At 41.8% G+C, this 16,457-nt stretch carries 15 protein-coding genes; 4 read left to right on the top strand and 11 right to left on the bottom strand.

Annotation, left to right across the window (positions count from 1 at the left end; translation table 11 throughout):
- On the bottom strand, nucleotides 1–255 hold a 255-nt coding region (locus Q1V93_RS00025; protein ID WP_300659671.1), incomplete at its 3' end, for a response regulator.
- A 584-nt stretch (nucleotides 256–839) separates the two neighbouring features.
- Here Q1V93_RS00025 and Q1V93_RS00030 point away from each other — a divergent pair.
- Nucleotides 840–1,532, top strand: a complete 693-nt coding sequence (locus Q1V93_RS00030) for a response regulator transcription factor (protein ID WP_300659674.1) — start codon at nucleotides 840–842, stop codon at nucleotides 1,530–1,532.
- 62 nt (nucleotides 1,533–1,594) lie between these two features.
- Entirely contained in the window at nucleotides 1,595–2,269 is a 675-nt protein-coding gene (gene tsaB, locus Q1V93_RS00035) for a tRNA (adenosine(37)-N6)-threonylcarbamoyltransferase complex dimerization subunit type 1 TsaB (protein ID WP_300659677.1), read from the top strand.
- 100 nt (nucleotides 2,270–2,369) lie between these two features.
- On the opposite strand, the gene Q1V93_RS00040 is transcribed toward tsaB, so the two are convergent.
- From Q1V93_RS00040 to Q1V93_RS00075, 8 genes are read right to left on the bottom strand one after another with little or no spacing between them, the layout of a single operon-like run.
- Nucleotides 2,370–3,569, bottom strand: coding sequence for an MFS transporter (locus tag Q1V93_RS00040; RefSeq protein WP_300659680.1), 1,200 nt, complete (start codon nucleotides 3,567–3,569; stop codon nucleotides 2,370–2,372).
- 36 nt (nucleotides 3,570–3,605) lie between these two features.
- Complete coding sequence (gene trpA, locus Q1V93_RS00045) at nucleotides 3,606–4,349, bottom strand: tryptophan synthase subunit alpha (protein WP_300659683.1); 744 nt, start codon at nucleotides 4,347–4,349, stop codon at nucleotides 3,606–3,608.
- Complete coding sequence (trpB, locus tag Q1V93_RS00050; RefSeq protein ID WP_300659686.1) at nucleotides 4,346–5,536, bottom strand: tryptophan synthase subunit beta; 1,191 nt, start codon at nucleotides 5,534–5,536, stop codon at nucleotides 4,346–4,348. Before trpB ends, trpA begins: the two co-directional genes overlap by 4 nt.
- Nucleotides 5,523–6,131: a phosphoribosylanthranilate isomerase gene (locus Q1V93_RS00055; protein ID WP_300659689.1), complete on the bottom strand. Its 609-nt coding sequence runs from the start codon at nucleotides 6,129–6,131 to the stop codon at nucleotides 5,523–5,525. The genes trpB and Q1V93_RS00055 overlap by 14 nt, the downstream gene beginning before the upstream one ends.
- Nucleotides 6,128–6,895: an indole-3-glycerol phosphate synthase TrpC gene (locus tag Q1V93_RS00060; protein WP_300659692.1), complete on the bottom strand. Its 768-nt coding sequence runs from the start codon at nucleotides 6,893–6,895 to the stop codon at nucleotides 6,128–6,130. The genes Q1V93_RS00055 and Q1V93_RS00060 overlap by 4 nt, the downstream gene beginning before the upstream one ends.
- On the bottom strand, nucleotides 6,892–7,872 hold the full coding sequence (gene trpD, locus Q1V93_RS00065; RefSeq protein WP_300659695.1) for an anthranilate phosphoribosyltransferase: 981 nt from the start codon (nucleotides 7,870–7,872) through the stop codon (nucleotides 6,892–6,894). The genes Q1V93_RS00060 and trpD overlap by 4 nt, the downstream gene beginning before the upstream one ends.
- Entirely contained in the window at nucleotides 7,869–8,435 is a 567-nt protein-coding gene (locus Q1V93_RS00070) for an aminodeoxychorismate/anthranilate synthase component II (RefSeq protein ID WP_300659699.1), read from the bottom strand. Before Q1V93_RS00070 ends, trpD begins: the two co-directional genes overlap by 4 nt.
- The gene (locus tag Q1V93_RS00075; protein ID WP_300659702.1) at nucleotides 8,432–9,811 is read right to left on the bottom strand and encodes an anthranilate synthase component I family protein; all 1,380 of its coding nucleotides are present in this window, start codon (nucleotides 9,809–9,811) and stop codon (nucleotides 8,432–8,434) included. Before Q1V93_RS00075 ends, Q1V93_RS00070 begins: the two co-directional genes overlap by 4 nt.
- 397 nt (nucleotides 9,812–10,208) lie before the next feature.
- Here Q1V93_RS00075 and Q1V93_RS00080 point away from each other — a divergent pair, with 397 nt between their 5' ends.
- Both Q1V93_RS00080 and aroA read left to right on the top strand, forming a co-directional pair.
- Complete coding sequence (locus tag Q1V93_RS00080; protein ID WP_300659705.1) at nucleotides 10,209–11,288, top strand: chorismate mutase; 1,080 nt, start codon at nucleotides 10,209–10,211, stop codon at nucleotides 11,286–11,288.
- Nucleotides 11,288–12,532 carry a 3-phosphoshikimate 1-carboxyvinyltransferase gene (gene aroA / locus Q1V93_RS00085; RefSeq protein ID WP_300659708.1) on the top strand — a complete coding sequence of 415 codons (1,245 nt, stop codon included), beginning with the start codon at nucleotides 11,288–11,290 and terminating at the stop codon, nucleotides 12,530–12,532. The genes Q1V93_RS00080 and aroA overlap by 1 nt, the downstream gene beginning before the upstream one ends.
- A 333-nt stretch (nucleotides 12,533–12,865) precedes the next feature.
- On the opposite strand, the gene Q1V93_RS00090 is transcribed toward aroA, so the two are convergent.
- Together Q1V93_RS00090 and Q1V93_RS00095 are read right to left on the bottom strand one after the other, a co-directional pair.
- Nucleotides 12,866–14,854 (bottom strand): mucoidy inhibitor MuiA family protein, encoded by a 1,989-nt coding sequence (locus Q1V93_RS00090; protein WP_300659711.1) that lies wholly within the window; start codon nucleotides 14,852–14,854, stop codon nucleotides 12,866–12,868.
- Nucleotides 14,855–14,920: 66 nt separating this feature from the next.
- The gene (locus Q1V93_RS00095) at nucleotides 14,921–16,282 is read right to left on the bottom strand and encodes a tetratricopeptide repeat protein (RefSeq protein WP_300659714.1); all 1,362 of its coding nucleotides are present in this window, start codon (nucleotides 16,280–16,282) and stop codon (nucleotides 14,921–14,923) included.
- Nucleotides 16,283–16,457: the final 175 nt, after the last annotated feature.

A 16,457-nucleotide genomic window follows, 5' to 3' on the forward strand; every position in this document is an offset into this window, starting at 1 on the left:
GTTTCGTGCTGTGAGAAAGCAGATTAACACATTTTCCAAACCGGGTGTGTTTCTGATTTGTTCGCAAACTTCAATTCCGTCCATTCCGGGCATCATCACATCGAGGATCACCAAATCCGGTTTTTCCTCCTTGCAAAGACTAATTCCCGTTTGTCCGTTTTCAGCCAAAAAAACCTGAAACCCTTCTTTCTTTAGATTATATCCGAGAATTTCGCGGATATCTTCTTCATCATCAACTATTAAAATTTTATCCATTCTTATTAGTTCTGAGATACTTTCAAAGTTAAGAAAGTATTTCGAGTAGGCTTTAGAATCTGATAATATATTCCTGAAACTAAAACGACGTAGTTGAAAACGAGGCTTGTAACGTGTCTTTTAAAGAATACCTCTCAAAATTCCGTTCATCTATTATTTCATCCATTCAACATCAAAAAATGCACCTTTTTTCAATCAAAAAAAACGTCTTTCTTGGAATCTTAAATGACCAAAGTATTTACCATGGGAATATTTAATCGGGTGTATTTGCCGATTAAACTGTTTAATTTTAGATATAATTGACTCATCAGTGAATTATTTAACGTCCACCTAATACATTCGTTTAATCCATTCTTTAAATCCTTTATTTGTCCTTTTATGTTTCTTTATCTGAAAACTGAAAAAGCAATGCTATTATGACGTATCTTTGCTGAAGTAGTAGTAGGTTAGGTTGATTAGTGTGATAAGAGCTTGAGACGCCCGTCTTGAGCTCTTATCTTTTTTAGGCTGTTTTCAATCTATTTTCCGGTCCGGAATGAACAAAACCATTTCTTTATTATCTTCACGGAAACAATCATCTTAGAATGAAACCAAAGGCTAAAATATTATTGGTTGAAGACGACGCAAACCTGGGATTTGTCATTTCCGACCAACTAAAATCAGAAGGATATCAAGTTGTTTTATGTACGAATGGAATGGACGGGCACATGCGCTTTTCCGAAGATGAATTTCATCTGTGCATTTTTGATGTCATGATGCCTAAAAAAGACGGATTTACGCTGGCGCGGGAAATCAGAACGATGAACCAACACATTCCGATTCTTTTCCTGACAGCAAAAGCTATGACGGAAGATAAAATTGCAGGATTCAACGCCGGAGGAGATGATTATCTGACCAAACCGTTCTCTTTTGATGAGCTTTCGGTTCGCGTAAAAGCACTTCTGAAACGGGTGAATATCCAGGATGAACCGGAACAAAAAGTGGTGGAAATCGGAAGTTATGTTTTTGACACCGAAAACTTCACGCTGAAACACCCTGAATTTGAAAAGACGCTGACCAAAAAGGAAGCGATGGTGTTGAAGATTTTGTGCAAGTTTAAGAATGCAGTTGTTCCGAGAGAAAACATTTTGACCGCCGTTTGGGGGCAGGATGATTATTTTGCGGGAAGAAGTATGGATGTTTTTATTACCAAACTCCGGAAGTATTTCTCCATGGACGAGAAAATTTCGATTTCAAACATTCACGGAATCGGGTTCAAGCTGGAAGTACTGCACTAATTCCCCTGATTCAATCAAAACCGGAATCTGCTGCTGAAAATCGAAAAGACTTTTCAAAGAAAATGACAACAATTTTACATATAGAAACGGCAACAAAAGTGTGCTCTGTCGCTTTATCGGTTGACGGAGAGCTGAAACAACTGCAGGAATTGAAGGATGACGGATATGCGCATGGTGAACAGCTGACAATCCTGATTCAAAGGGTTTTTGATCTGCAGGGAATTACTTCTGAAAAGTTGTCTGCTGTTTCTGTTTCCGCAGGACCTGGTTCGTATACCGGGTTGCGAATCGGAGTGTCAACAGCAAAAGGACTTTGTTATGCGTTAGGTATTCCGCTAATCGCCGTAAATACATTGGAATCAATGGCTGCTATCGGTAAAACGAAACATCCGGCTCTCAGTCTTTGCCCGATGATTGACGCCCGTAGAATGGAAGTGTTTTCGTTCATTGTCAACACACAATCAGAAATTGTGAAAGCGGTTAGCGCAGATGTTCTGGACGAACATTCATACGCAGATTTTGAGCCTTTTGTTTGCTTTGGTGACGGAGCTATGAAAATGCAGGAATTGTGGGTAAACCGCCAAATTACGTTTGACCCGGCTTTGGAACCATCGGCTTCAGGGCAAGTTTCTATTGCTTACCAAAAGTATTTGAAACAGGAATTCGAAGATGTTGCCTATTTTGAACCGGATTATCTGAAGGAGTTTTACCAGGCGCCTGCTTCCAAAAAGAACTGATTTTTTTCCATTTCGTCGATTCGTAATATTACGAATCACCAAATTGGCAATGAGGCAATTTTTAAACCGGACTTTATCTGAAAATCGCGAAAACTGAAAATTACGTTTTCTTTACCCGGAATGAAGGCAGGAATACCGCAATAATCCCGATCAACGGTAAGAAGGAACAAATGTGATACACTTCAATAATTCCACGTTTGTCGATCAGATCTCCAAGGAAAGCAGCACCGATTCCGCCCATTCCGAAAGCGAAGCCATAAAACATCCCTGAGATCATCCCGATTCTTCCCGGCAGTAATTCCTGTGCGTACACGAGGATGGAAGGGAAAGCGGACGCGAGTATGAAACCTGCAAAAGCCAGACAAACAATCGTTCCGGTCAAATCCATGTATGGAAGCATTAAAGTAAACGGAGCAGCTCCGAGAATTGAAAACCAAATGATATTCCTGCGACCATATTTATCCCCTGCTAATCCGCCGATTACCGTACCAAGTGTGATTGCAAACAGGTAAACTGCCAGTAATAATTGTCCCTGGCTTCCTACCAGGCCAAAACGCTCTTCTGCATAGAAAATCAGGTAGCTGGAAATACTGGCGGTGTAAAAATATTTGGAAAAAAGTAAGACAAGCAGAATAACAACAGACATATAAATCCGTTGCCTGGAAAGTTGATGCGTAACAACTCTTGCTTTTGTGTTTTTCAAATGCTCCTGCAAATAACCTTTATACCAACGACTCACAAATAGCAGAATGGCAAATCCGGCTATTCCGGCAATGACAAATAACAAGGTATATTTTTGTCCGAACGGAATGACGCAAAGAGCAACCAAAACCGGTCCGAGAGCTGTACCACCGTTTCCGCCCAATTGAAAAATAGCTTGTGCGAGACTTCGTCTTCCTCCCGAAGCGGAATAAGCAACACGTGAAGCTTCCGGGTGAAATACCGACGATGCGAGTCCGATACAACAAGCGGCTGTCAGCGTCATGGTGAAATTTTCCGAATACGATAAAATAACGACCCCGACAATGGCAAACAACATTCCGAAACTAAAGGAATAAGGCTGCGGGTATTTATCTGTGATGGAACCTACAATCGGTTGGAAAAGCGAAGAAGTAATCTGAAAAGCGAACATGATGAAACCGACCTGCCCGTAATCCAGGTTCTGGGTTTCTTTTATCATCGGGAATAATGGTTGCAAAACACCCTGGATCAAATCATTCAGTAAATGCCCGAAAGCAATTGCAAAAAGAATCGGATAGGCTGTTTTGGTTGAATCGTATGATTGTGTATCCGCTTTCATACCTGCAAAATTAACGCTTGAATCGTTAAGGAGTTGTTAACTCAGGAGTTTTTCAACAAACTCTTCTTCCTTTTTCTGTGAAATTGCTCGTAAATAAGCAGTTCCGACAATGATTCCGTCAACAGTTCGAAATGCTTCGTTCTTTTGTTCCGCATTGGAGATCCCAAAACCCAAAAATAAAGGAACTTCCTGACAAAGCTCTTTGAGTTCCGAATAACGGTTTGTATGCTCTGATAAAGAATAAGAAGAGCCCGTAATTTTATTCTGTCCGACCAAATAGACAAAAGAATTGGAGCTTGCTGCCGCGATTTGTGTAATTCTTGCGTCGGACGTAGAAGGAGTAATCAAAAAGATCAGTGGAATGCTGCCCGAACCAAAAGAATTCCGGTATTTTTCCCGAACCAATTCAAACGAAAGATCCGGGATAATTAACCCGGAAATCCCTGCCGATTTGCACTTTTCGAGAAAAAGGTCCGCTCCGAATTGAAGAATCGGATTCAGGTAACTCATGATGACCAACGGAATGTGAATGTGACCCCGGATTTCCGAAAGCTGCTCAAACAAGAGCGATAAATTCATTCCGTTTTTTAATGCAACAGCACTCGTTTCCTGAATTACCGGTCCGTCGGCCATTGGATCAGAAAAAGGAATGCCGATTTCAATGAAGTCAATTCCTTGCTTTTGTAAGGATAAGATTTGTGTGCTTAGACTTTCTTTTTCGGGATAACCGGCTGTAATAAAAATGCTGACTGATTTCCCGTTTTTTTTGAATGGATTCATAACTGTTGAAATGCTTTTTGATACGTATTGATGTCTTTATCTCCTCTTCCGGAAAGGTTTATCACGACGATTTCTTCTGGTTTTAAGGACAGTTTTTGAAGAACTGCTAAGGCATGAGCACTTTCAAGTGCGGGAATAATTCCTTCCAGTCTGCTGCATTCCAAAGCTGCGTTTAAAGCTTCGGTATCGGTAATGGAAAAGGCTTTGGTTCTTCCGGTTGAAATGCTGTGTGCGTGCAGCGGACTAATTCCGGGATAATCCAAACCGGCAGAAATACTGTGCGGTTCTGTTACCTGACCAAAAGAATCTTGCATCAGCAGTGTCAGACTTCCATGAAGTACGCCTGTCGATCCGAGAACGGAAGTTGCGGCACTTTTCCCCGAATGAATTCCTTCTCCGGCAGCTTCAACAGCAATTAATTCAACATTTTGATTCGCATAAAAATGATAGAAAGCCCCGGCTGCATTGCTTCCTCCACCAACACATGCGATCACTTTTTGCGGAAATTCCGATCCGATTTCCAGCAGTTGATTTTTGATTTCTTCTGAAATGACGGATTGAAAATAAGCCACCAAAGCCGGGTAAGGATGAGGTCCAACCACCGAACCGATCAAATAATACGAATCCGGAAAATTGATCCAATGCCGGATGGCTTCATTGGTGGCGTCTTTCAATGTTTTGCTTCCGCAGGTTGCCGGCCGGACTTCAGCTCCCAGCATGTTCATGCGTTGCACATTCGGAGCCTGGCGTTCCATATCTTTTTCGCCCATGTAAACAATGCAATTCAAACCCATCAGGGCGCAAACAGTTGCAGTTGCCACACCATGTTGTCCGGCTCCCGTTTCCGCAATAATTTCCGTCTTTCCCATGTGTTTGGCTAGTAAAATCTGGCCGATTGTGTTGTTGATTTTATGCGCTCCGGTATGACATAAATCTTCCCGTTTGAAATAGATTTTTGCACCGTATTTCTGAGAATAATTCTTTGCAAAATACAACGGAGTAGGTCGTCCGACATAATGTTTCAATAAATCCAGGTATTCGGTTCGGAATGCTTCCGTAAAACAATAATTCCGGAAGGATAATTCTAATTCTTCAACGGCTGGGCGCAATAATTCCGGGATGTAAGCACCTCCGAATTCGCCATAAAATCCGAGTTCATCCGGAAGAATAAATTCAGCAGTTTTCATGTTTCAATTGTTTAATAAATGTTTCAATTAAGGGGACGTTTTTGTGTTTCGGAGCAATTTCAAACCGGCTGTTCAGATCAATCCCGATCAATTTGGGATGTTGTATTTTCCTGATGCGATCTGCATGCCCGATGGAAATTCCGCCGCTCAGGAAGAAGGGAGTTTCTCCGGTATATTCTTCTAAAATTCCCCAATCAAAGGATTTTCCGGTTCCACCGTAGTGCGGACTTTTTGTGTCAAACAAAAATGCATCGACGATTCCTTCATATACTTTGCAGGCTTCAAAGTCGCTTGTGTTTTGAATACCCAACGCTTTCCATTTCGTTACATTGGTTTTTATTTTCCGGATTTCTTTTGCTGACTCGTTTCCGTGAAATTGAATCACATTCAGCGCTTCTTCCTTGATTTTTTGATGGATGAATCCGGAAGAGGCATTGACAAAAACACCGACTTTTTCTTTGGAAATTCCGGGAGTGTGTTCAACATACCGGGGAGAACCCGGATAGAAGATGAATCCGAAATAATCTACTTCGTCCAGGTCGAATAAGCCGGGATAAAACTGTTCGGCACTACAACCGCAAATTTTTAGCTTCATAGCGCGAATGAATTGGAAGAGAACCTGAAATTTCCTTTCAACAGGCTTTCGCCAATCAATGCTCCGTTGAATCCGCAGTTTTGTAATTGATCCAGCTGATCGGAATTTGAAATCCCGGAAGCAGAAATTTTCAGGATGTTTTCCGGTAAATAAGAAGCCAGTTCGAAAGAATGTTCCACAGCTGTTTGCTGCGTTTTCAGGTTTCGATTGTTGACCAACAGGATATCAACCTCGTCATTGAGTTTGTTTAATTCCTCAAACGAATGGATTTCGAACAATACTTCAAGTCCCAAACTTTTGGCAACGATGGTCAGTTGATGCGCCTGTTCCTTTTCCAGGATCGAAGCAATCAATAAAACGGCATCTGCTCCGGCGGCTTTACTTTCGAAAAGCTGGTATTCATCCAGGATAAATTCTTTTCTCAGAATAGGAAGATTCGTCAAAGTACGAATTTGCTTTATGTCTTCAATCGAACCTCCGAAATAGCTGAAATCGCTTAAAACTGAAATGCCGGAAGCACCTTGTTTTTCATATTGTTCAACTTGTGAACGAATATCCAGGTTCATCTTGATTTCCCCTGCGCCGGGAGATTTTCGTTTGATCTCCGCTACAATTCCAAACTGATCCCGGATGTTTTTTTTGAGCGAAATCACCGTTCTGTTAAAAAGTGTGCTTTGAACATAATCCGAGGTAGTGATCGCTTGCTTTAATTGGTGAATTTCATTCCGTTTATTGGCAACGATCTGATCTAAAATAGGTGTCATAAACAAACGTTTTTAAAAGTGTAAAATGCTTTTCCGCTGCGGATTTGTTCGTCTGCCCGAGTGAAAGCATGTTCAAAAGTCACTTGCGGTTCAAGTGTTTGTAACGCAAGTGCTACATTTCCGGCAAGCACGGTATTCTGACTCTCATTTCCTTCTCCGCGTAAAATAGCAGTGAAGATTCTTGCTGATTCTGAAACAGAATTTCCTCCCGAGATTTCTTCGGGTTTGATCAGTAACTGATTCGGAGCATGTTGAATCAATTGATCGCTGTCGGCTTTCAGCACGCGGGTTCCTCCGATAAATGTCAACTCGTCGTATCCGGAAAGTCCGTGTAATACGGCGAAATTGCTTCGTTTTGATTTCAGAATGTGCTGGTATTGCTTTGCCAGTTCCAGGGAATACGTTCCTGTCAATTGATGCGTGGAATGATGCGGATTTACCAAAGGTCCGAGTCCGTTGAATAAAGTTGCCATTCCCAGGGATTGCCGCAATGGAGCAACCCGGAGTAGGGCCGGATGAAACAAAGGCGCATGTAGGAAACAGATGTTGTTTTGGTCCAATTGACGCTGTAGTTCTTTCGGATCCGAAGAAAATTCGTAACCCAGGTATTCCAGAACTGTAGACGAACCGCATAAGGAACTGACTCCGTAATTTCCGTGTTTCACAACTTTGTATCCCATGGAAGCGAGAATAAAAGAGGTCAAAGTGGAAATGTTGAAGGTGTTTTTCCCATCTCCGCCGGTTCCGCAGCAATCAATGCTTTGTTCCGTTTGGAGATTCAGAGGTTTTGCCAGTTCAATCAAGGCATCCTGAAATCCTTCCAGTTCCGAAAGTTGCAAACCGCGCATTTGAATCGTAGTGATAATGGCAACAATTTGTGTATCGGAAATTTCGTTTCTCCCGATTTGAATCATGCACGAATGCGCTTCTTCCCGGCTTAAGGTGCCGTTGTCGATTAATTTTTTAAGGTAATTCATGGATATGTGTTTAACCAGTTTTGAATCATTTTTCGTCCCAAAGGCGTCAGAATCGACTCCGGATGGAATTGTACTCCGACTGTTGGAGCTGTTTTGTGCTGAATAGCCATCACGACTAAATCTTTTGTCGAGGCTGTTATTTCCAATTCGCTGGAAGGTGAAATCCGGGTTTGCCAGCTGTGATACCTTCCCACTTCCACTTCAGTTGGCAGGTTTTGGAAAATTCCGGATTCTTTTGAAATTGTTATCTGCGAAGCTTTTCCGTGAATGGGTTCCGGGCATGGAATCACTGAATCTCCGAAATGTTCTGCAATGGCCTGGTGCCCCAGACAAACTCCCAGAATCGGCTTTTTTCCGTGAAATCGCCGGATAACTTCTAAAAGGCCGCCTGCTTCAGAAGGAATTCCCGGGCCGGGAGAAAGTAAAATCCCATCGGCTGATTCCAGAACTTCAAAATCAAGCTGATTGTTTCGCTGAACAACTACTTCGTGTTCTTCTTCTTTGATGTAACGAATCAGATTAAAAACAAAGGAATCAAAGTTGTCAATGACTGCAATTTTCATAATGAATCGGGTTTTGTGGCGCATTGAATGGCTTTCCGGATTGCACCGAGTTTATTACTGACTTCTTCCAGTTCGTTTTCCGGAACGGAATCCAGGACAATTCCTGCTCCGGCTTGATATCTGAGTATGTTATTGCTGCTTAAAGCGCTGCGAATAATGATTGCCAGGTTCATATTTCCGTTGCTGTGAATGAATCCTACTGCGCCGCCGTAAAATCCGCGACCGGTTTTTTCATAGTGATTCAGCAGTTCCAGGGCTTTCGGTTTGGGTGTTCCTGAAAGTGTTCCGGCGGGAAATGTTCCGTTGAACAGCGAAAGCGCGGACTCTTCTGTTTGGGCTGTGACTTTCGAAACGAGGTGAATCACATGAGAGAAATGCTGAACTTCTTTGTACGATGTAATTTTGACAGATGTGCAGAATTTACTCAGATCATTTCTTGCAAGGTCAACCAACATGGTGTGTTCGGCATTTTCCTTTTCGTCCTGAGTCAATTGTTGAACCAATTGCTTATCCAGATTGGAATCTCCCGTTTTTCGAACTGTTCCGGCAATGGGATGTATTTCTGCGATACCGTTCTTCAGCTGAATTTGCGTTTCCGGTGAAGAGCCGAATAAACGATACGATTCCATGTCGAGATAGAACAAATAGGGCGAAGGATTGAGTCGTCGCAATTGCCTGTAAACCTGGAAGTCATCTCCGAAAAATGCCTGCTCAAAAGGCCGCGAAACCACCAGTTGAAATACATCGCCCCGGTAAATATGCGTTTTGGCTTGCCGCACCAATTGCAGGAAGTCATCTTCGGAAACAGTTGTTTTTTCTTCATTTACCAGCTCGAAAGGTAGGTTGGAAGCTTTGTTGAAGCGAAGTAACTCCGGGAACTCCGTGTGGCTTTTGGATGTTGGTTCAAATGCGTTGAACAAAATACTTCCCCGGTCGTGAAAATGGTCCAAAACAACCAGGTATTGAAAGAGTGTGAATCGCGCTAAAGGAAGTTGTAATTGCGATTCCGAAGTGGAAATATGCTCCTCGAAATGAGAAAATTCAAAACTGAAGTAGCTTAGAAATCCATTGTGCTCAAAATTGTTTTGGAACGAATACTTGTTGAGCAGGTTCTGGATTTGCTGCGTGATTTTCTGAGGATCTTCAACCGGAATCCGGTATACGGAATCAAGCTCCTGAATGCAAATTTCCGTTTGAAAAACCTGGATGTCAATCAGCGGATTCAATCCGATGAAAGATTTGCTGGAAGTCCGGTCATTGTAATCGTTACTTTCCAATAAACACGGCGACCGGAAACGGTTTTTGAACGATAAATAAAGCCCGACAGAAGTGTAATTGTCGGCGTTAAAGGAATATTCTTGTGTGTAAATATGCATAAAATGAGTTTTTTGGGAATAAAAAAACGGCTTGCCACCAGTGTGACAAGCCGTTCAAAAAATAGATATCATGAATTATGCGTCCGTCACTTTTCTAGTATACAGACACCACCAAAATTTCATTGTTTGTTGAAAAATCATGGAGCAAAGATACGAGTACAAATGATACTTCCAAGAAAAATTGTGAAATAATTATTTTTAATTTGAGTTTTAGTTAAATAAATAACACTACTTTTGAGCTGAGATCATGAAAAAAACAACACAGATAGTAAAGAATATTTGGCGCATCGAAATACATTAATTTCGAAGCTCAACTGTTAATAGTTGTCAATCCCGCTTCGTTTTGGAGCGGGATTTTTCGTTTAATATGAATTAAAAAAAGTAATTTGGTTCTATCATGAATAGCATCATCCAAAAAGGAGGAAAACGACCGATCATTATAGCGGGGCCTTGCAGTGCGGAAACAGAAGAACAAGTCATGGAGACGGCTCTTCAAATTAAAGAATCCTGTAAAATCGACATGTTGCGGGCAGGGATTTGGAAGCCGCGAACACGCCCGGATTCTTTTGAAGGAGTTGGAGAAATTGGTTTGAGCTGGCTGATCAATGCCGGAAAAGAACTGGGAGTTCCGACAACTACTGAAGTTGCCAATACGAAACACGTGGAACAGGCTTTGAAAGCGGGTGTGGATGTATTGTGGATCGGTGCGCGTACAACGGTGAATCCATTTGCAGTGCAGGAAATTGCAGATGCTTTGAAAGGAGTGAAAATTCCTGTTTTGGTAAAAAATCCCGTAAATCCGGATTTGGAATTATGGATCGGTGCCTTTGAACGATTGGAAAAATCCGGAATCACGGAAGTGGGGGCAATCCACCGTGGTTTTTCGGTATATAAGCATGCGAAATACAGAAATGTGCCCAATTGGGAAATTCCGATAGCGCTTCATGAGCGTTTGCCGGATCTGCCGATTATCAATGATCCGAGTCATATTACCGGAAACCGCGATTTGTTGCTGGAAGTTTCACAGAAAGCAATGGATTTGAATTTCGACGGATTGATTATCGAAACACACCGGAATCCGGATTTGGCGTGGTCTGATGCCGCACAGCAATTAACACCGAAGAATCTGGGGATTTTACTGGATAGTTTGGTGTTGCGATCACAGCATTCCGAAAAACTAAATACAGAACACATTTCCATTATCCGCGAAAAGATCGGTGATCTGGACGATCGTTTGTTTGATATTCTGACTGCGCGGATGCAGTTGAGTGAAGATTTGGGTCAATTTAAAAAAGAACACAATATCACGATTCTCCAGCCGGAACATTGGCGAAAACTGATCTCGGCCCGCTTGGGAAGAGCTTCCGAGTACAATTTGAGTGATCGTTTTGTGCGCCAGGTAATGGATGCCATTCACCAGGAATCTATTCGCCACCAGGTTCGGGTAATGAATCATTCTTCGGGGAAAGAGGAATGATGGAACAGCATATTCAACCCGGATTTCTTTCCGGAACGATTCAGATTCCGGCTTCTAAAAGCGATTCGCAGCGCGCAATTCTTTGTGCTGCTTTGGCAGAGGGAAAATCGCGTTTGAGTGGTTTGGGAAGCAGTGAGGATGAAAAAGCGATGCTCGGTTCTGTTCGCGCTTTGGGTGCAAGGGTGAATTTGATTTCGCCTTCGCTTGCTGAGATTTCAGGAATCACTGAGATTTCAGAACCCTTGAGTCTTTCTGCAGGAGAATCCGGATTGGGCTTGCGTTTATTGACTTGTGTCAGTGCAGGTTTTGACCAAAAAGTAGTTTTGAACGGAACAGGAAGTTTGTTGAAACGACCGATGGACTTTTTCGATGAGGTACTTCCGGAATTTGGCTGTGAAGTGAAGACGACCAATGGATTTCTGCCGATTGAAGTTTGCGGACCTTTGCAGGGACGGGATTTGACCGTCGACGGATCCCTGAGTTCTCAGTTTATTTCCGGTTTATTGATGGCGCTTCCGCGAAGTGAACAGGCGAGTTCATTAACGGTTTCAGATATGAAATCGGGACCGTATATTCAAATGACGCTCAAAACGCTTCGTGCATTCGGAATTGAAATTGAAAACCAGGAAAATGTATTCCGCATTCCGGGAAATCAATCTTACCGGGCAACAGATTATAGGATCGAAGGAGATTGGAGTTCGGCCAGTTATTGGTTGGCAGCTTCGGCTGTTGGTCATGCAATTTCTATTTCGGGCTTAACGATGGGAAGTTTGCAGGCCGATAAAGCGATGCTGAATGCTTTGATGAACGCAGGATGTAAAATTCAGATCGAAAACCAGTCTGTTCGGATTGACGGTGAGAACCTGCATCCCTTTGAATTTGACGCAGAAAATTGCCCCGATTTGTTTCCTGCTTTGGTCGTATTAGCTGCAAAATGCAGGGGAATTTCGACAATCAAAGGAGTACGAAGATTGGAGCATAAAGAAAGTAACCGCGGCGTAACGCTTCAATCGGAGTTCGGAAAAATGGGATTGAAAATTGATCTGAATGATGATGAAATGGTGATTCACGGGACAGGAAGCCTGGAAGGTGCGCATGTGTCTTCGCATCACGATCACCGGATTGCAATGTCTTTAGCGATTGCCGGAAGTTTTGCAAACGGGAAAACAATTATTCAGAATGCGGAAGCTGTTGCGAAAAGTTATCCGGATTTCTGGGAGCATTTACACAGTTTGAATGAGTAATTTGCCGTTCAGATTGAATATTTACCATTTATCATTTATTCCACATAATTAGTAGATTGAGTTTGAATTTTAAAGATTTGTTTTTTATTTTCGTAGAGCTGAAACTAAGAGACGCACTTACTACTAATAAGTTCCAAGAGTTTATTTACGTTACAGCAATAGTTTTTATTGCCACTCTTCTGTATTTTGACAACAGCTCAGATTACCGGATTTTTTTTGGTTTCTATGATGAAGGTTGAGAATATGCAGCGAGTGAAGCAATAGTAATTTTTCTTCATAATCAGGTAAAAGCATCAGTCTATGACTGATGCTTTTGAAGTTTATATGCTTTTCCTACTCAAGGTAAACCGGTTGGCTCTTACCGTAATCTACCTGGTAATCGAATTTGAATTGCTTTGTTTCACCTTTATTGGTTGTGAATTTCCACGTAAGAATTCCGGTTTTTTCATCTAATGTGGCTCCTGTAAATGTTCCGCGTTTTACTTTGATGTCATCGTTCACGGAAATAGGGAAGTGATCTTTGATAATGATCGGAATGGAAGCTCCTCCGTTGTTTCGGATTGTGAAATCCCAGGTTACTTCGTATTTATAGCGGCTTCCAAGCAAACGTGTTTTACTCATTTCCTCGCTACGTTTTCTTTCTACAACTATCTTTTTGTCTTTTCCTAAAGAGAAGCTCAAGGTATCTTTGGCAGAATTCACATCAATGAAACTTTTTCCAATGTATGTTCCGTCAAAATACAAATTGGATTCTCCGTTCAGTAGGTTCAGTTTTTCCCAACCTGAAATCTGAGCAACCAAATAAACCGATTCATCCAGTTTCGGAACAGCATGGTATTCGTAATCTGCTTTCATCTGGTAGGTTGCAATTGCGACGCGGTGCTCGGCATCATCCGAAGGAACGGTGAACGGTGTTTCAATCTGAAATTCCATGCGCAGATCTTTTTCAACCTGGTTTGCAATCGAAACATTGTATGTGCCGCTGGTTATTTCCGCTTCTGTATCACCGTCCCATTTTTCTTCTCTTTTCGATTTGTTGCGTGTGATTTTTTGCTGAATAACGACACTTTCCAATTGATTTGTACTGTAATAAGAGTCGGCAGCTACAGCATCAGTTGTGGTGTAAGCGGCTCCGTTTCCTGAAATTCCAAACTGATTTTCGAGTTTTTCCATGGCGATCGCTTCCGGATACAACTGCGTTTTAATATACGGCGCGCTGATTGTTACATATTGCGCATGATATCCCAAATAAGAAACTGTATAACTGCGTTCTCCACGTGGTACTAAAAACGAAAAATGACCTGTTGCATCGGTTGTGAACACATTCAACGGATTATTGACCATCGTGATCTTTGCAAAAGCCAATGGTTCTCCGGAAGCCGCATCCGTAATTTCTCCGTGGATCATTTCTCCGTCGAAGTTGTATTGCGGAACTGAACGCGCTACGACTTGTTTTCTGGGAGCCGGCGTATAATAATTGACTTCCCAGGGATAAATCACCGGTTCTTGTGTGTTGTCGTAAGGATCGTTTGTGGAAAGGATTAACTGAACATTTTTCCACTCGATTCCGGTGTTTTGAGAGACCAATCCTTTTGCTTCGAGTAAAACCGGAGCACCAACCCCGTTACTTCGCATGTCGTAGTAAGGTTTCCAGGAAGCTTTGTGGGTAATGTACGTGAATGTGAAATTCACATTTGCTGCTTTTTCAACATTGAGCTCCACTTCAATTTCGGTGTAATTTACAACCGGTAACCCTTTTCGCGTATTGATTTCCTGTTCGATGGTATTGATTTTTCGGACAACTCCTTCAATTTCGGAATCCAGTTGCGATTTACGCGTGTTGATTTCCGAAAGTTTGGCGTGAAAGAAAGTAGAAGCTTCTTTCAATTCGGAAATTTTCATGGCTTGCTGCTGACTGCTTAAACTGTTGTTCTTTAACAACAACTGTTCATCCAGGAGCAATACTTTGTATTCGTCACGTAAGGTACGTTCCTGCTTTTCAAGCGCTTTTTTACGGTCATTTTTCTCTGCCAGTTCCGTTTCAGCGATGGATTTATCGTCGAAGTTTTTCCTGGTGCGGACACTCAGGATTGTGGCCTGGTCCGAACACTTTAGCTGAATGGAACTCGGATCTAAGAAATCAGTCAGTTTTTGAAAAATGATGACTTGTTTTCCGGGACTTAGGTTCAATTCTTTGAAATGCTCGATCTGAGCACCTTGTTTAAAAACGGTGACTTTTTGAATGGAAGCTTCCGATTTTGTTTCCTTCTGGCTCCAGCCGAATAGCGGAAGAAGGAATAAAATAAATGTTACTTTTCTCATGTTCTCTATGTAAAAAAAAACGTACCCGGTTAGGTACGTTTATCTGTTCAATTCGTTCAAATGAATTTAAAGTTTTACCGGAAGAACCAGTTTGCTTAAATCAATTTCGAAAATATCTATACTACTTTTCTTGTCGCTGATTGTTAAACCGCTTACGAATGCTTTTCCTAAATCTTTGTAAATCACAAAATGCGAATCATCGTTAACGGTATTTACGGCAGGCCCGAGGTTTTTTGCTTTTGTCCAGCCGGAACCGGTGTTTTCAGAAACAAAGACATCCAAACCACCCATTCCCAAATGTCCTTCAGAACTGAAGAATAAGAATCTTCCGTCCGGAGTAATGTATGGAGTTGTTTCACGCATGTTTGTATTCACGCTGTCGCTTAAGATTTTCGCTTCTCCCCAGGTTTTTCCGGAGCGTTGCACGACATAAATATCGGTTGAACGTTTGTCTCCTTTTCTGTCGGACACAAAATACATCGTGTTTCCATCTGCCGTCAATGTTGCGTAACCTTCCATGAAACTGGTATTGATGGATTTATTGTCGATTACTTTCGGAAGATTCCATTTTCCTTTTTTCGTGAATTCCACTTCGCAGATATCGGAGCTTCCGGTGACTTTTTTAGCGTTGGTTGCCGTGTTGTTCAAAACAACGATTGCTTTCAACCCGTCTTTCGACAACCAGCTCATGGATTCAAACCCAGGTCCGTTGATTCGTTCTACGTTGTTGGTAATACTATCGAAACGAAGCATCTTTTGATTCCAAACACCTGTGTAAACGTCTTCAAAATATTCCTGATCGTCCGGGTTCATCATTCCTCCGGTTGTATTCGCTCTTCTGGATGTGAAATACACACGTTTTCCGTCTGCAGTCAAAACAGGAGAATAATCGTTGTAGCCGGAATTGATATCACCCAACAAAGAAAGGCGCAGGTTCGGAGTAGAAGCTCCTTGTTTTGCATATTGAACGGAAGCCAGTTTCCCTTGTGTATTCAGATCTTTTGCCCGCCCTTTGGACAAATGCATCAAAGCAAGCTGGAAATATTGTTCCGCTGAATCCAATTCGTTTAAGTTGTGGCAAGCTACTCCCAAAATGTCGTAAACTTCTGCATCTACATCATCCGGCCCTTTTCTGATAGCTTCCAAACCGTATTGTTTTGCATAACCGAAGTTTTTCAAACGGTAGTGGCAGTAAGAAATCCAAAAGGATGCTTTCCAGGTATTCGGATCTTTAATTGCTGCTTCACGGAACACCAATAATGCTTCACGGATTTTATTTTCTCCGACTAATTGTTTTCCCTGGTCAATTTTGATCAGAGCAGCAGATTTGTCAATGATTCCTGTGACACTATCTTTTGATGCTGTATGAAAAGCAAAGGATTTAGTAGTACAAAGTAGTAATAACAAGGTTCCGAATAGGATTTTCATATGAAGTTGTTCTATAATTTGGAGACAAAGTAATATAAAAAAATCAAAATTCGTTCAGTGAATGATAACTGATGGCATGGATTTGGTATTTATTGCGGGGAAATTGAAAAAAATTACGAATTACGAATTACGAATTACGAATTACGAATTACGAATTACGAATTACGAATTACGA

It is taken from the genome of Fluviicola sp., assembly GCF_030151805.1.
Lineage (GTDB): Bacteria > Bacteroidota > Bacteroidia > Flavobacteriales_D > Crocinitomicaceae > Fluviicola.

What these genes read in the sequence shown, in the direction of transcription:
- Q1V93_RS00080 (WP_300659705.1), top strand. Translation starts at nt 10,209, where the DNA reads ATGAATAGCATCATCCAAAAAGGAGGAAAACGACCGATCATTATAGCG.
- Q1V93_RS00095 (WP_300659714.1), bottom strand. Translation starts at nt 16,282, where the DNA reads ATGAAAATCCTATTCGGAACCTTGTTATTACTACTTTGTACTACTAAA.
- trpA (WP_300659683.1), bottom strand. Translation starts at nt 4,349, where the DNA reads ATGAATCCATTCAAAAAAAACGGGAAATCAGTCAGCATTTTTATTACA.
- Q1V93_RS00090 (WP_300659711.1), bottom strand. Translation starts at nt 14,854, where the DNA reads ATGAGAAAAGTAACATTTATTTTATTCCTTCTTCCGCTATTCGGCTGG.
- Q1V93_RS00030 (WP_300659674.1), top strand. Translation starts at nt 840, where the DNA reads ATGAAACCAAAGGCTAAAATATTATTGGTTGAAGACGACGCAAACCTG.
- trpD (WP_300659695.1), bottom strand. Translation starts at nt 7,872, where the DNA reads ATGAATTACCTTAAAAAATTAATCGACAACGGCACCTTAAGCCGGGAA.
- Q1V93_RS00055 (WP_300659689.1), bottom strand. Translation starts at nt 6,131, where the DNA reads ATGAAGCTAAAAATTTGCGGTTGTAGTGCCGAACAGTTTTATCCCGGC.
- Q1V93_RS00040 (WP_300659680.1), bottom strand. Translation starts at nt 3,569, where the DNA reads ATGAAAGCGGATACACAATCATACGATTCAACCAAAACAGCCTATCCG.
- trpB (WP_300659686.1), bottom strand. Translation starts at nt 5,536, where the DNA reads ATGAAAACTGCTGAATTTATTCTTCCGGATGAACTCGGATTTTATGGC.
- Q1V93_RS00070 (WP_300659699.1), bottom strand. Translation starts at nt 8,435, where the DNA reads ATGAAAATTGCAGTCATTGACAACTTTGATTCCTTTGTTTTTAATCTG.
- tsaB (WP_300659677.1), top strand. Translation starts at nt 1,595, where the DNA reads ATGACAACAATTTTACATATAGAAACGGCAACAAAAGTGTGCTCTGTC.
- aroA (WP_300659708.1), top strand. Translation starts at nt 11,288, where the DNA reads ATGGAACAGCATATTCAACCCGGATTTCTTTCCGGAACGATTCAGATT.
- Q1V93_RS00075 (WP_300659702.1), bottom strand. Translation starts at nt 9,811, where the DNA reads ATGCATATTTACACACAAGAATATTCCTTTAACGCCGACAATTACACT.
- Q1V93_RS00060 (WP_300659692.1), bottom strand. Translation starts at nt 6,895, where the DNA reads ATGACACCTATTTTAGATCAGATCGTTGCCAATAAACGGAATGAAATT.